This window comes from Pseudomonas sp. NKUCC02_KPG (genome assembly GCF_019345465.1).
In the GTDB taxonomy this organism is placed as follows: Bacteria; Pseudomonadota; Gammaproteobacteria; order Pseudomonadales; family Pseudomonadaceae; genus Aquipseudomonas.
Window position 1 is genome coordinate 337,586 of the sequence record NZ_JAHKRC010000004.1, and the last position, 14,115, is coordinate 351,700.

The window sequence follows — 14,115 nt, forward strand, 5'->3', positions numbered from 1 at the left end:
TGATTTGTTTATCCGGTTCAGCGACAACTGAACCCTCGAACAAGGAGAGCAATCATGGGCAAACGTCATCCAAACTTACCGGCCTGGCAATGGCGCTCCAACCCGCAAAGCCATCAGGGCAGCACGCATCAGGCGATCAACCTGATCGCGATCCCCATTATGGTGGTGGCCTTTCTACTGCTGGTGTCGGGCGTGTTCAGTGAAAACGCCACGAGCGCGGTGATCGGCCTGGTTGCCTTGTTTGCGGCGCTGATCCTGCAACACCAGGGCCGCACGCAAGAGAACAGCCAGACCTTCTGATCAGCCGAAGACGGCTACGGTCTGGCGACTGATTGCAATCAGCTCGCCACCCGGCGCCCACAGGTTGGCCGCCACATGGCCGTAGCCGTCACGGGCATGCTCGATGACCGCCAGGTACTTGCACCACTCCAGCGTGCTGGCCTTGGGCAATGGCTGCACAAATTCGATGGTCCAGGTCAGCGTGCTGCCCGCTGTCGGCTTGTTCAGCAGTGGCAGCAGCGCAGGTGGCCAGGCATCGACCAGTGCCAGCAAGTGGGTTTCAGTCAGGGGTTCGTCCTGAACCTCCCCGGCAAGACGCACCCAACCCCCCATTTCGCGCGTCCCGCGGCCCGTAAACGGCAATGCGCCAACGGCCCAGGCCATGGACAGGTGCCCCATGAACTCCGGGGTGATGCCCTTGATGCAGGGCAAGAGCGGGCACTGCGCCACCGCTTTCATTTCCGGGGCCGGTACGCTGTCGACGCTCACCGCTGATTCCCTCGACGCGCCAAAACTGGCTTGCACCAGCGTCATCACTTGACCGTTCTGCACGGCCCGGCCTACGACCTGGCTGACGGCCCGGCCTTCGCGCAACACCTCGACCTCAAAGCTGATTGGCACATCGGCGGCAACCGGACCCACAAAGCTCACTGCCAGCGAGCGCAAGGCCCGCTCGACAGACACATGGGCGCGCATGGCTTCGTACTGCAAGGCCACCACCAACCCGCCGAAGCTGGCACGTCCCTGCCCCCAGTCTGCCGGGATTGTGACGTTCAGGGGCGTGTCGCGCACCGCCGCAACCAATTCGCAAAACTGCATGAGCACCTCAAAACAGAAAAATATGACGGGATACTACCCATCGATCTGACTCTGCACAGTGCTGAATCGGACAAATATCAGGAGTGAAAGCACGCCGCACTCAATTTGATCAGCGCCTTGTCAGCCCGTTTTTCACCCCGTTCAAGGGTTGCCTGCCATTGAGCAACACAGGGCTGCAAATCGGCCTGCTGCTCGGCTTGCAACAACCACTGCCAGGCATCGTGCCACTCACCCAGGGCCTGTTGCGCGCCCTTGAGTCGCGTCACCACCAGAGGGGGTAACTGATTCAACTCAGGGTAAGCCTCTGCGGCGTAGCGCACGCGCTTGATCAACAACCTGACACGATGGCGGTCATGGCCCGGATCATTGAGGGCGGCCTCCAGGGTTTGCCACTGTTTTTCCAGCACCTTTTCGATCCGCTTACGCAAACCGCGCAACATGTTTTCACGCTCGGCGGCCCGCAGAAAGCGCGGAAACACATCAAGGATCATCAACAGCTGAGCCAGCTGCTCGCTGTCAGCCACCCGGGCGTAACTGCCGGACAACTGTTGCAGGCGCCGTTGTGCCTGAGTCGGGAAGCCCTGCTGCTGCAAGTGCGCCGCCAGCACCTCAAGGTCGCGCAAGGGGGTCGTCAATGTGCCCACCTGGGCCGCCGACATTTCCAGTTGCACCACGCCCGGCAACCCGCGCAATGGCCGCAGCAGGCTGCGCAAACGGCGAACCGTGGTGCGCAGATCATGCAGGGCCTCAGGGTCCGTGTCGGCTTCAAGACGCGCCTGGCAGGCCAGCAGCCTGACCTCCAGACGCACAACGTTTGCAACAATCCGGTCAACCAGCTCAGACATCCTCACCCTCCACCTTCACTGCGCCGGCTCAACGTCCGGCGCGGGATTCACGAATATAGAAACGTGCCTTCTCGGCTTTTTTGGTGCAACCCTCAAAGGCTTCGAATTGCTGCTGGGTTTTGGCTGCGGTCAGCAAGGACAAGGCCTTGGAGTAGCTGACAGTACCGGCAAAACCTTCCGCCTTGGCCAGGTCCAGCTCATGCCAGGCCGCATCAAGGTTGGTCGCACACGTATCACGGTACGCCTTGGTGCCCGCACAACCTGCCAATGCCAGTGCAATCAACGGCACACAAATCCATGCTTTCATGTTGTTTTCCTCAGGAATAAAGGTTCAGTGCAGTCTCAGACGAACAACCCGACTAAAAGTGCCACAACGCCACAATCAAAAAACAGACAGCACCTACCCATCATGGCTACAAGGCACTAGCCTAGCTTGTAGATACGCGTTCATGCCAAAAGCTGTCACTCAGGGCCACAAAAAGGCATTGTGGGTCATTGTCAGGCAAAGGTTGGGCTCATGAAAAAACGTATTGCATTGGTATTGGGCTCAGGTGGCGCACGGGGCTATGCCCATATTGGCGTGATTGAAGAGCTTGAGAGCCGGGGCTATGACATTGCCTGCATCGCCGGTTGCTCCATGGGCGCGGTGGTGGGCGGGATCTACGCCGCAGGCAAACTTGATGTGTATCGAGACTGGATTCAAAGCCTGGATTACCTCGACGTGTTGCGTCTGGTGGATGTCAGCTTTCGACTGGGAGCGATTCGTGGCGAAAAAGTCTTCGGCCAGATCCGCAACATGGTCGGCGAAATCAATATCGAAGACCTGCGCATCCCCTACACCGCCGTCGCCACCGACCTCACCCATCAGCAGGAGATCTGGTTTCAGGAAGGCTGCCTGCACCAGGCCATGCGCGCCTCGGCGGCGATTCCCAGCCTGTTCACACCGGTGATGCAAGGCAACCGCATGCTGGTCGATGGCAGCCTGCTCAACCCGCTCCCTATCGTGCCGGTGGTCTCCAGCCATTGCGACCTGATCATCGCCGTCAACCTGAATTCATCCCACCCCAGCAACTACCAACTGCCTGTCATCCAGCGCCCTGCCGCGTTCAAAGGGCGCTTTGACAACCTGATGACGTCCCTGGGTTCGCGCATGCCGTTTCGCAACAGGCACGCCGAGCAATTGCTCAATCTGGAACAGGAGATGCTCAACCCGCTGGTCGAGCCCCTGACCAATCCCTGGCTTGACTCGGCGCAACCTGCCCGCCCTGCCGCCGCCCAAGGCTCGCCCAAGTCGGCCACCGGATCGGTGATCGTCGACAACGTCGGCCCGGCTTCGCTGCTGGACTTGATCAACCAGAGTTTCGAGGTGATGCAAACCTCACTGGCGCAATACAAGATTGCCGGTTACCCGCCCGATATCCTGATCAACGTGCCCAAGCGGGTGTGCCGGTTTTTCGAGTTCTACAAGGCTCAGGAGCTGATTGCACTGGGGCGCATGATTGCCAGGGACACCCTGGACCGTTACGAAAGGGACGAGGCGTCCAACAACCGATAACCGACCCCGGCCTCGGTCACGATAAACCGGGGCCGGGTCGGGTCATCCGCCAGTTTCTGGCGCAAATGGCCGACAACGATCCGCAGGTAATGGCTGTTCTCGACATGGGTAGGGCCCCAGATATCCTTGAGCAATTGCTGCTGGGTGATGACCCGTCCGGGATGGCGCGCCAGTTGTGCCAGCACCGCGTACTCCTTGCGCGTCAGCGCCACTTCGATACCGTCGAGCAACACCCGGCGAAAGGCCAGGTCAACGGTCAACGGGCCGAGTTCAAGCGCCGCCTCCTGAGCCTCACCCGCGGGAGCCTGACGCAGCAACGCACGAATCCGCGCCAGAAACTCCTGGATACCGAAGGGCTTGGTCACGTAATCGTTGGCCCCGCCGTCCAGCGCCTGGACTTTCTGCGCTTCACTGGCGCGCACCGACAGAACCAGTACCGGAATGCCGGACCACTCGCGCAACTCACGCAGTACCTGCTGGCCGTCCATGTCCGGCAAGCCCAGATCAAGCACCATCACGTCGGGTCGCTTGAGGGCCGCCTGGCTCAGGCCCTCGGCGCCGGTCGCAGCCTCAAGCACGGTGTAGCCCTGGGATACCAGACTGATCCGCAGGAACTTGCGAATCTGCGGCTCATCATCGATGACCAAAATAGTCGCGCTCTGGCTCATGGCTTCGGATCGTGGCAAAGGAATGGCCCCAGAGTATCAGTCTTCACGTTCCGGTCCTTCATGCTCAAGGCCCGGCTGCGCGCTGACCGGCAGATACAAGGTGATGCACGTGCCCTGCCCGGCAATGCCGTCGCCGACCGTGATACGCCCGCCGTGGGCGCCTACCATGCCCTGGCAGATGGCCAGGCCGAGCCCGGTGCCCTGCCCGCCGCGATCGCCACGGGCAGCGGTGTAAAACATGTCGAATATCTTCGCCCGATCTTCCTCCGGGATGCCCGGCCCCTGGTCACTGACGGCAAACCACAGCTCACCCTCGTCTGCGCCAGCCGTCAGTTGCAGCTGCCCGTGGGGCGGTGAAAAGCGCGCGGCGTTTTCCAGCACATTGACCAGTGCCTGTTCAATCAATGCACCGTGTACGTGGAGCAGCGGCAACTGCGGCGGCACATCCACCTGCACCTGCAAGGGCGCCAGCACCGCACGCAAGCGGTTCAGGGCACTGCCCGCAATGTCGGCGGGTGATACCCAGTCACGGGCCAGCTTCAATGCACCGTGGCCCAGCCGGGTCATGTCCAGCAGGTTCTGGATATAGCGGTCCAGGCGCTCCGCCTCATCGCGGGTGCCTTCAAGCAATTCGCGCCGATCGGCCAGGGGGATGGCCTCGCCCAGTGCCAACAGGGTGTCGATACTGCCGCGCATGCTAGTCAACGGCGTGCGCAGGTCATGGGACACCGACGCCAGCAGCGCGCTGCGCAACTGCTCGGTTTCGCCGTGCAGGCGTGCCGCTTCCAGGTCCTGGGCCAACCGTGCGCGCGCCAGCGCCTGGGCCAGGGGTTGGCTCAAAGCCATCAGCAAGCGACGGCGCTGGCCGCTAAGCGACTGCCCCTGCCTGGGGCACACGCCGAGCAAGGCCAGCGGCCCTTCCTCGGCGCTTATCGGCCACCACCACCAACGCCCCATCGGCAACGTCCCCGTGCCCTTGCCCGCAGGCTGGTCATGGCTCCAGGCCCAGTCCGCAGCGGCGCGCTCGGCTTCGGAAAACTGCAGCGGCCCGCCCGTTTCAATCTCCCAGCCACCCTCGCCATTGCGGTTGAGCAGGCACACATCCAGTTCTTTCCAGCCGCTCAAATGCTGACTGGCAGCGTTGACCACGGCCTTGCGGTCAGTGGCGGCGGTGAGCTTGCGCGACAGATCGAGCAGCTCGGTGGTTTCTTGCTGGGTATCGCGCAAGGCCTGCAATTGACGACGCTGACGGGCCGCCAGATTGCCGGTCAATGCCGCCATCAGCAGAAAGAACACCAGGGTGAGCACGTCTTCTTCGCGCTGAATGCTGAAAGAAAAGTTGGGCGGGATGAACAGAAAGTCATAGGCCAGAAATGACATCGCCGCACAGGCCAGCGACGGCCCCAGGCTGCTGCGCACGGCAACCAGCAACACAGCGGCCAGAAACACCAGGGAGATATTGGGCAGGGCCAACACACTGGCCACTCCCCAGGCCAGGGCGCTGGCCAGTACCGTGGCAATCAGCGCCAGCCCATAGTCAAACCACACCAGGGAATGTTCACGACGGCTGACGGTCGGTGCGGGTGATTGCTCATTGTCGAGCACGTTGATTTCAAGGCCATGGGAGTCGCGCAACAAGCGCGCCGCCAACCCGCCACCGAACAGGCGTCGGCGCCACGTCAGCCGCGACTGGCCGACCAGCAGCAAGCTGGCACGGCGTTCAGCGGCGTGCTGGATCAGGGTCCTGGCCACTTCACCGGCACGCAACAGGACCACTTCGCCCCCCAGGCGCTCGGCCAGTTGCTGGGCGCTTTGCAGGCGCAGGCGTGATTGCTCGTCGCGCACCGTGCCGTTGTCCACATGCACCAGGCTCCAGGGCAGATGCCGACGTTCCGCGACCCGGCTGGCGTGACGCACCAGGCGCTCGGCATGCTCATCGCCATCGATCCCGACCAGCAAGCGCCCGCGCAACGCCGGGGCCGACTGCCCCTGCTGGCGATAGCCCTTGTCCAGTTCATCATCGACGTACACCGCTGCCGTTTGCATCGCCAGTTCGCGCAGGGCGTTGAGATTGGTCTGACTGAAAAACGCATCAATCGCCGCCCGCGCCTGTTCCGGCACATACACCTTGCCCTCGCGCAGGCGCTCCAGCAGTTCACGGGGCGGCAGGTCGATCAGCAACAGTTCGTAGGCTTCCTGCACGATCCAGTCGGGCAGTGTTTCGCGCACCTGCACCCCGGTGATCCCGCGCACCTGATCGTTCAGGCTTTCCAGGTGCTGGACGTTGACCGTGGTGTACACGTCGATCCCGGCTGCCAGCAGTTCCTGCACGTCCTGCCAGCGTTTGGCATGGCGGCTGCCGGGGGCGTTGCTGTGGGCCAGCTCATCGACCAGCACCAGCTTGGGCCGGGCGGCGAGCAGACCGTCGAGGTCCATTTCTTCGAGCTGCACGCCACGATATTCCGAGCGCAGCATGGGCTGCTGGGGCACGCCGTTGAGCAACGCCTCGGTCTCGGCGCGGCCATGGGTTTCGACGACCCCGGCCAGCACCTGGACCCCTTGGCGCAGTTGAGTGTGGGCGGCCTGCAACATGGCGTAGGTTTTACCCACACCGGGTGCCGCGCCAAGGAACACCTTGAGCCGGCCACGGCCTGCGCGGGGCAAATCAGCTAACAGCGCATCGGCGCGACCGGAATGACTCATGGGTTTACCTGTAAATCGGGTGTGTGTATGTGACCTGTGGGAGCGGGCTTGCTCGCGATGCAAACGATGCGGTCGTCAGATAAACCGCAGTGCTGCCATCGCGAGCAAGCCCGCTCCCACACATGGAGGTGTCAGTTCTTGAGCTGCGCCAACGCCTGATTCAACAGCAATACGTTGACCACCGGCGGCCCCACCAGTGGCCGCTCGGTATGTTCAGCCACCAACTGTTCGACGGCCTGCACCGGTACATTGCGCGCGCCAGCTACACGGGCCAGTTGATAGCGTATTGCCTCTGGTGGCAAGTGCGGGTCCAGACCGCTGCCCGAGGTGGTCAGCAACGCCAGGGGCACCGGCCCCTGCCCCGGCACGGCGAGCCGGGCGGCGCTGTCCTTGACCCGTGTGGCCAGTGCCGGGTTGCTCGGCGCCAGATTGCTGGCCGAACTGGCCACGGTGGCATAAGCCCCCGCCGAAGGCCGCGGGTGAAACCAGGTGTCACCGCTGAAGTCCTGAGCGATCAGCGCCGACCCCAGCACCTTGCCGGCGCTGTCGCGCACCAGACTGCCGTTGGCCTGCTCGGGGAACGCCAGTTGCGCAATGCCGGTGACGGTCAGCGGGTAGATCACGCCGGTTATGGCGGTCATCAACAGCATCAGGCTCAGGGCCGGACGTAGAAAAGTAGTCATGGTGTAACCCTCCAATGCTTAAACCAGATGCAGCGCCGTGAGCAGCATGTCGATCAGCTTGATGCCCACAAACGGCACCACCAGCCCGCCCACGCCGTAGATCAGCAAGTTGCGACGCAGCAAGTGCGCGGCACTGGCCGCCTGAACGCGCACCCCACGCAATGCCAGCGGGATCAGCACCACGATGATCAGCGCGTTGAACACGATGGCCGACACAATTGCGCTTTGCGGGCTGCTCAAGCCCATCACGTTCAACACGCCCAGCTGCGGGTAGATCGACGCAAACAACGCAGGCAGGATCGCAAAGTACTTGGCCACGTCGTTGGCGATCGAGAACGTGGTCAGCGCGCCACGGGTCACCAGCAACTCTTTGCCGATTTGCACCACATCCAGCAGCTTGGTCGGATCGCTGTCCAGATCGACCATGTTCGCGGCTTCCCGTGCAGCCTGGGTACCGTCGTTCATGGCCATGCCCACGTCTGCCTGGGCCAGGGCCGGGGCGTCGTTGGCACCGTCACCGCACATGGCCACCAGTCGCCCGTCATTCTGTTCATGACGAATGCGTGCCAGTTTTTTCTCCGGCGTGGCCTCAGCCAGCACATCATCCACCCCCGCTTCAGCGGCAATCGCAGCCGCGGTCAGCGGGTTGTCGCCCGTCACCATCACGGTGCGGATCCCCAGCTTGCGCAACTCGGCGAAGCGCTCGCGAATACCCGGTTTCACCACGTCCTTGAGATGGATCGCACCCAGCAACTTGCCCTGGGCACAGACCAGCAACGGGGTGCCGCCGCTCTGGGCGATCTTGTCGATTTCCCGCGACAGGGCCGGCAACAGTTCGCCCCGTGTGAGGCCGACAAACGCCAGCACCGAATCCACAGCCCCTTTGCGGTACACCTGGCCGTTGTAATCGATCCCCGACAGACGGGTTTCGGCCGTGAACGGCACCGCCGTGAAGTCGGACACCGGCAGCTCGTCCAGGCTGTGCTGGCCCCGAATAAACTCGACGATGGACTTGCCCTCGGCCGTCTCGTCCGCCAACGAAGCGCGCAACGCGCCCTCTGCCAGCTCCCTGGCCGTCACGCCAGGGGTGGCATACAAGGCCGTGCAACGACGGTTGCCGAAGGTGATGGTGCCGGTCTTGTCGAGCATCAGCACATGCACATCACCGGCCGCTTCCACTGCGCGACCGGACTTGGCGATCACGTTGAGGCGTACCAGGCGGTCCATGCCGGCAATCCCGATCGCCGACAGCAGCCCCCCGATGGTGGTCGGGATCAGCGTGACCAGCAGCGCCACCAGAAACACCAGCGGCAAGCTGCCACCGGCAAAGTAGGCAAACGGCTGCAAGGTCACGACCACGATCAGAAAGATCAGGGTCAAGCCGATCAGCAGGATATCCAGGGCCACTTCGTTGGGGGTTTTCTGGCGTTTGGCGCCTTCGACCAGCGCAATCATGCGGTCCAGGGTCGACTCGCCGGGGTTGGCGCTGATTTGCACCAGCAGCCAGTCACTGACCAGACGCGTGTTGCCGGTCACTGCCGAACGATCTCCTCCCGACTCGCGGATCACCGGCGCCGATTCACCGGTGATTGCCGCTTCGTTGACCGCGGCAATCCCCGCAATCACCTCGCCGTCGCCAGGGATCATCTCCCCCGCTTCGACGCGCACCACATCGCCCTTGCGCAAACGGGTGGCCGGTACTACCTCGAAACTTCCCGCAGGGGTCCGACGACGAGCACTCAGGCCCACGCTGCCAGCCTTGAGGCTATCGGCCCGGGCTTTGCCCCGACCCTCGGCCAGTGCTTCGGCAAAGTTGGCGAACAGCACGGTAAACCACAGCCACAGGGCGATTTGCACAGCCACCCCGGTGGGCACCGCAGGCTCGGGTACAAAGCACAGCACCGTGGTGAAAATCGCAGTCAGTTCAACCACCAGCATCACCGGCGAGCGCTTGAGCTGGCGCGGGTCGAGTTTGACGAACGCTTGCAGCAGCGCCGGGCGCCAGATATCGGCAAACGAAGTTTTCGGCGACTCGGGGGCCTTGGCCTCCGGGGTTGGCGTCAACGTTGAAACAGGAGCAGGCATAGTCATCATCGTCTCCTTAGAAGCCCAGGGTCAGTTGTTCAGCGATTGGGCCAAGGGCCAATGTCGGCAGAAAGGTCAGGCCGCCCACCAGCAAAATGGTCACGGTCAACAGGGCTACAAACAGCGGGCCGTGGGTTGGAAAACTGTTCTGGCCAATGGGTGCGGACTTCTTCAGCGCCAGGCTACCGGCCAACGCCAGCACCGGCAGGATGTAACCGAAGCGCCCGATCAACATGCCCAGCCCCAGCATCAGGTTGTAGAACGGGGTGTTGGCATTGAGTCCGGCAAAGGCTGAACCGTTGTTGGCACTGGCCGAGGTAAAGGCGTACAGCACCTGACTGAAACCGTGGGGCCCGGGGTTGCTGACCGAGGCCACGGCACTGGGCAGCACGGCCGCAATCGAACCCAGTACCAGCACGCCCACCGGCATCACCAGCAAGGTCACCACCAGCAGCTGGACTTCCCTGGCTTGCAGCTTTTTGCCCAGGTATTCAGGGGTGCGGCCAATCATCAGGCCGGCGAGGAACACAGCGATCAACACGTTGAGCAACATGCCGTAGAGCCCGGCACCAACGCCGCCGAAGATCACTTCGCCGACCATCATGTTGACCAGCGCCACCATCCCGGTCAGCGGGTTGAGGCTGTCGTGCATGCCGTTGACCGAGCCATTGGAGGCCGAGGTCGTGGTTTCGGTCCAGAGCACCGTGCCGGTTGTGCCGAAGCGCACTTCCTTGCCTTCCAGCGGTGCCGCCTGCTCAACCAGCGGGCTGTTGAGCGCCGGGTTCGGCTGATACTCGGCATACAGCGCAGTGCCGCCGCCGATCAGGAACAAGGCCAGCATGCAGGCCACAATCGCCCGGCTCTGGCGCAGATCCTTGACGTAGTGGCCGAAGGTGAACACCAGCGCCACCGGGATCAGAATGATCGAGGCCAGCTCGAACAGGTTGCTCCAGGCCGTCGGGTTCTCGAACGGATGTGCCGAGTTGACGCCGAAGAAACCACCGCCGTTGGTGCCCAGTTGCTTGATCGCGATCTGGCTGGCGGCCGGGCCCAGGGGGATGACTTGATCCACACCCTGCTGGGTGACGGCATTGACGTAATGGGCAAATGTTTGCGGCACGCCCTGCCAGACCAGAAACAGCGCCAGCACGACACACAGCGGCAGCAAGCCGTAGAGGGTGGCACGGGTCATGTCGACCCAGAAGTTGCCCAGGGTATGGGCCGAGCGACGGCTGATGCCACGGCACAGTGCAACCAGTACCGCCAGGCCGGTGGCGGCGCTGACAAAGTTCTGCACGGTCAAACCGGCCATCTGGCTGAAGTAGCTCAGGCTGGCTTCACCGCTGTAGCTCTGCCAGTTGGTGTTGGTGACAAAGCTCACGGCAGTGTTGAAGGCTTGCGTCCATTCCTGCCCCGGCAACTGCTGCGGGTTAAGGGGCAAATACTGCTGAAACAGCAGAATTGCAAACAGCAGCACAAAGCCCATCAGGTTGAAGACCAGCAGGGCCAGGGTGTATTTCTGCCAGCTTTGCTCGATGCCGGGGTCTACCCCGGCGATGCGGTAGCACACCTTCTCGACGGGCCCGAACACCGGGGTCAGCCAGGTACGCTGGCCTTCCATCACCTTGTAGTAAAAGCGTCCCAGCCACGGCGCCGGTAACAGTACCAGGGCAAAGAAGGCGAGGATCAGCCCATAGTCATAACTGTGCATACCCGCTCCTAGTTCCGGTCTGCGCGCAACAGCGCAACCAGCAGATAAACGAACAGCGACACTGCCAACAGCAGCGACACCCCATCCAGAACGCCCATGACAACTCTCCCAAAGCGGCACTTGCCGCGTATGGAGAGAGTGTGGGGAATGAGGCCGTAAAGGATCGAGATCGAGAGGGATGCGGGGGCGTAAAGAAGGCGTAAAGAAGCAGGGATGCCTGCCGTAGCAGCTGCTACGGATGTGGGTGGAGGGCTCTTAGCGCAACAGCGGGGTGTCCAGCACCTCGGAGTGACCGCCGAGCACGCTTTCGCTCAACTGGATAAAGCTCGCGGTATTGACCTTGTCCATGCGCATCAGCGCCTGGCTGACGTCATCCAGGGAGCGTTTATTGTGGGTCTGCAAGCGAATTTCGCGGTCCAGCGACTGCAACAGCGTCACGGCCCGCGCAACCATTGCCGGGCCTGCCTGCTGGCCGCGCAGTCGGGTGACGTTTTTGCCGGCGGCATTGAACTTGTGTTGCAGGGTCTGATAACGCTCGTCACTCATGCCGCCTGCACGACGCATCAGTTCAATGGCGTAGTACTCGCTCAAGCCTTCGCCGATCCAGTCATGGCCCGGCTCGTCATTGATGCCGCTGAACACCTGCACCACTTCACGCAACAGGGTGCTGGTACCGTTCTCACTGACCAGCGGCAGGCCGCTGTAGAGATAAATCGAGTTGCGCGCCGCTGCACCGCCCTTCCACATCGGGCTACCCGCGCCGACTATCAGCAGCTTGGGCGGGTTGCGCGGGAATACCGCCTGGACTTGCGGCCACACAAACGTCAGCAAGGTCAGCACATCCATGCGGCGCATGCCCTGACCTTTAGGCGCACTCACCGTGACTTCGGTTTCGCCCACAGTGGTGCGACGGCTGCCCAGGTTACCCGCCAGCATCCAGCCGGTGGGCCGGTCAAACAGACGCGAGACATCATCGATGCGAAAGCGGTTCTTGCCGATGCGCGGCCAGGCGGTTTCAACGCTTTTCCAGCCGTTGGGCAACTCGAACTCAAGACGCGACACCAGTTCAACGCCATCCTGCTGGTCGAGATTGGCAGGAGGGATCAACTGTTCGCCGCGAAACAAGGCCCACTCAGGTGTGATACGGGTATCAAAACTGCCGTTCTTGCGCGGCTGGTTCAACCGCACGCGGTAGCTCAGGCTGGCACTGCCCGGTGCGGGCCGCCACAACCCCCGGCTCCTGGCAGAAAGTTGCCACTGCCCGTCGGCCTTGAAGTCGGTGTAACTGCCCTGCTCGCCGAGGTCGAAATCCAGGCTGCGCACCGCAGAACCTTCAGCAAGGGTCAGCCGCACCTCGGCCTGGTCGCTTTGCGGCAACAGGCGCACGTGGTAGTTGAGATCGACTTTTTGCCCGGCCCACAGCGGGCCGCAGATCAGCAACAGCAACAGACTCGGGCCCAGGGGCCATTTGTAATGCAGCGCCATACACACTCCTTTGCTGCGCTGCGGCACTTAACCGGCGCGGAAAATCAGATGATCTTCCCAGTCGTCTTCAGGCACGCTGCCTTCAGCAAGCATGCGCCCCGACTGCGAAATGCGTTCATGGTGTACAGCGTCCGGGTCACCGCAGACCAAATGGTGCCAGAGCGGCAAGTCCTTGCGCTCGCTGACCAGACGATAGCCGCAGGTCGGCGGCAGCCATTTGAACTCCTCGGCCTTGCCCGGCGACAGCTGAATGCAGTCCGGCACCGAATCACGACGGTTAGGGTAGTCGGTACACTGGCAGGTTTTCATATCAAGCAATTTGCAGGCAATGCGCGTGTAGTAGACGCTGTTGTCGTCTTCATCTTCGAGCTTTTGCAAGCAGCACAACCCGCAGCCGTCGCACAGCGACTCCCATTCCTCTTGATCAAGTTGATCGAGGGTTTTGCGGATCCAGAACGGTTCAACGATTGCGGCCATGGCTCAAACATCAACATCAGGGAGTGGAAAAGGCCGCCAGTCTAGTGCCCAAGGCCCTTGGGGCCAAGGGCTTGTCGTCAGACTTGTCACCTTGACGACATCACAGTAGTTTTAGGCCCTGAATTAATACGTAACATTTACCTCAGGAAACCGCCATGCCTGCTAACAGCCGTAAAGCCGATCACACGATTGACGAGCAATTTACCCTGCGCTGGTCGCCCCGCGCCTTTGCCGACGCGACCATCGACAAAGCGACCCTGATGAGCTTTTTCGAAGCGGCACGCTGGGCGCCATCGGCCTACAACGCGCAACCCTGGCGTTTTTTGTTTGCCCTGCGCGGCACCCCGGACTTTGACCGCTACCTGAGCCTGCTGGTGGAATTCAACCAGGGCTGGGCCAAGCATGCGGCCGCTCTGGTGGTGATTGTGTCCAAGACCACCTTTGGAGCACCGGGTACCACCGAAGAAAAGCCTGCGCCAACCCACGCCTTCGACACCGGCGCGGCCTGGGGCCATCTGGCGCTGCAAGCGCACTTGAGCGGCTGGCACACCCACGGCATGAGCGGCCTGGATTTCGAGCGGGCGCGCACAGAGCTGAAAATTCCTGAGGGTTACGCTGTGCAGGCGATGGTTGCCATCGGCAAGATCGGCGACAAGTCGACGCTGGTGGATTACCTGCAGGCCAAGGAAGTGCCAAGCCAGCGCGAGCCACTGAGCAAGCTGGTGGCTGAAGGCGATTTCAGCCTGTAAATGCACCTCTTGGTGCAAACCCGGTAGTCGCTGGCGCAGGCTGCGAGCTTTTCAAC

At 62.2% G+C, this 14,115-nt stretch carries 14 protein-coding genes; 3 read left to right on the forward strand and 11 right to left on the reverse strand.

The features are described 5' to 3' along the window. Window positions 1–54: 54 nt before the first annotated feature. A complete protein-coding gene (locus tag KO536_RS07825; RefSeq protein ID WP_219261600.1) occupies window positions 55–300 on the forward strand; it encodes a terminase in 246 nt (81 codons plus the stop codon). On the opposite strand, the gene KO536_RS07830 is transcribed toward KO536_RS07825, so the two are convergent. The 3 genes from KO536_RS07830 to KO536_RS07840 all read right to left on the reverse strand — a co-directional run bounded on the left by KO536_RS07830 (window position 301) and on the right by KO536_RS07840 (window position 2,250). After that, entirely contained in the window at window positions 301–1,098 is a 798-nt protein-coding gene (locus tag KO536_RS07830) for an acyl-CoA thioesterase II (RefSeq protein WP_219261601.1), read from the reverse strand. It abuts the gene before it with no gap. A gap of 77 nt (window positions 1,099–1,175) precedes the next feature. After that, window positions 1,176–1,943, reverse strand: a complete 768-nt coding sequence (locus KO536_RS07835) for a CHAD domain-containing protein (RefSeq protein WP_133079348.1) — start codon at window positions 1,941–1,943, stop codon at window positions 1,176–1,178. A gap of 28 nt (window positions 1,944–1,971) precedes the next feature. Further along, window positions 1,972–2,250 carry a hypothetical protein gene (locus tag KO536_RS07840; protein ID WP_016780105.1) on the reverse strand — a complete coding sequence of 93 codons (279 nt, stop codon included), beginning with the start codon at window positions 2,248–2,250 and terminating at the stop codon, window positions 1,972–1,974. Window positions 2,251–2,460: 210 nt separating this feature from the next. Between KO536_RS07840 and KO536_RS07845 the strand changes: the two genes are divergently transcribed. After that, a complete protein-coding gene (locus KO536_RS07845; RefSeq protein WP_219261602.1) occupies window positions 2,461–3,498 on the forward strand; it encodes a patatin-like phospholipase family protein in 1,038 nt (345 codons plus the stop codon). On the opposite strand, the gene KO536_RS07850 is transcribed toward KO536_RS07845, so the two are convergent. The 8 genes from KO536_RS07850 to KO536_RS07885 all read right to left on the reverse strand — a co-directional run bounded on the left by KO536_RS07850 (window position 3,465) and on the right by KO536_RS07885 (window position 13,310). Beyond that, the gene (locus KO536_RS07850; protein ID WP_219261603.1) at window positions 3,465–4,166 is read right to left on the reverse strand and encodes a response regulator; all 702 of its coding nucleotides are present in this window, start codon (window positions 4,164–4,166) and stop codon (window positions 3,465–3,467) included. The two genes, KO536_RS07845 and KO536_RS07850, sit on opposite strands and share 34 nt — an antisense overlap. A gap of 36 nt (window positions 4,167–4,202) precedes the next feature. Then, entirely contained in the window at window positions 4,203–6,869 is a 2,667-nt protein-coding gene (locus KO536_RS07855; protein ID WP_133079345.1) for a sensor histidine kinase KdpD, read from the reverse strand. 131 nt (window positions 6,870–7,000) lie between these two features. Next, a complete protein-coding gene (gene kdpC / locus KO536_RS07860) occupies window positions 7,001–7,552 on the reverse strand; it encodes a potassium-transporting ATPase subunit KdpC (RefSeq protein ID WP_219261604.1) in 552 nt (183 codons plus the stop codon). A gap of 18 nt (window positions 7,553–7,570) precedes the next feature. Then, the gene (gene kdpB / locus KO536_RS07865) at window positions 7,571–9,643 is read right to left on the reverse strand and encodes a potassium-transporting ATPase subunit KdpB (RefSeq protein ID WP_133079343.1); all 2,073 of its coding nucleotides are present in this window, start codon (window positions 9,641–9,643) and stop codon (window positions 7,571–7,573) included. 10 nt (window positions 9,644–9,653) lie between these two features. Further along, on the reverse strand, window positions 9,654–11,348 hold the full coding sequence (kdpA, locus tag KO536_RS07870; RefSeq protein WP_133079342.1) for a potassium-transporting ATPase subunit KdpA: 1,695 nt from the start codon (window positions 11,346–11,348) through the stop codon (window positions 9,654–9,656). Between the two features lie 8 nt (window positions 11,349–11,356). Next, entirely contained in the window at window positions 11,357–11,446 is a 90-nt protein-coding gene (gene kdpF, locus KO536_RS07875; RefSeq protein WP_037032648.1) for a K(+)-transporting ATPase subunit F, read from the reverse strand. A gap of 157 nt (window positions 11,447–11,603) precedes the next feature. Beyond that, a complete protein-coding gene (locus tag KO536_RS07880; RefSeq protein WP_219261605.1) occupies window positions 11,604–12,833 on the reverse strand; it encodes a hypothetical protein in 1,230 nt (409 codons plus the stop codon). A 27-nt stretch (window positions 12,834–12,860) separates the two neighbouring features. Next, window positions 12,861–13,310: a YcgN family cysteine cluster protein gene (locus tag KO536_RS07885; RefSeq protein ID WP_133079340.1), complete on the reverse strand. Its 450-nt coding sequence runs from the start codon at window positions 13,308–13,310 to the stop codon at window positions 12,861–12,863. A 155-nt stretch (window positions 13,311–13,465) separates the two neighbouring features. Between KO536_RS07885 and KO536_RS07890 the strand changes: the two genes are divergently transcribed. Then, window positions 13,466–14,059 carry a nitroreductase family protein gene (locus KO536_RS07890; protein ID WP_133079339.1) on the forward strand — a complete coding sequence of 198 codons (594 nt, stop codon included), beginning with the start codon at window positions 13,466–13,468 and terminating at the stop codon, window positions 14,057–14,059. The last annotated feature ends 56 nt before the right edge of the window (window positions 14,060–14,115 follow it).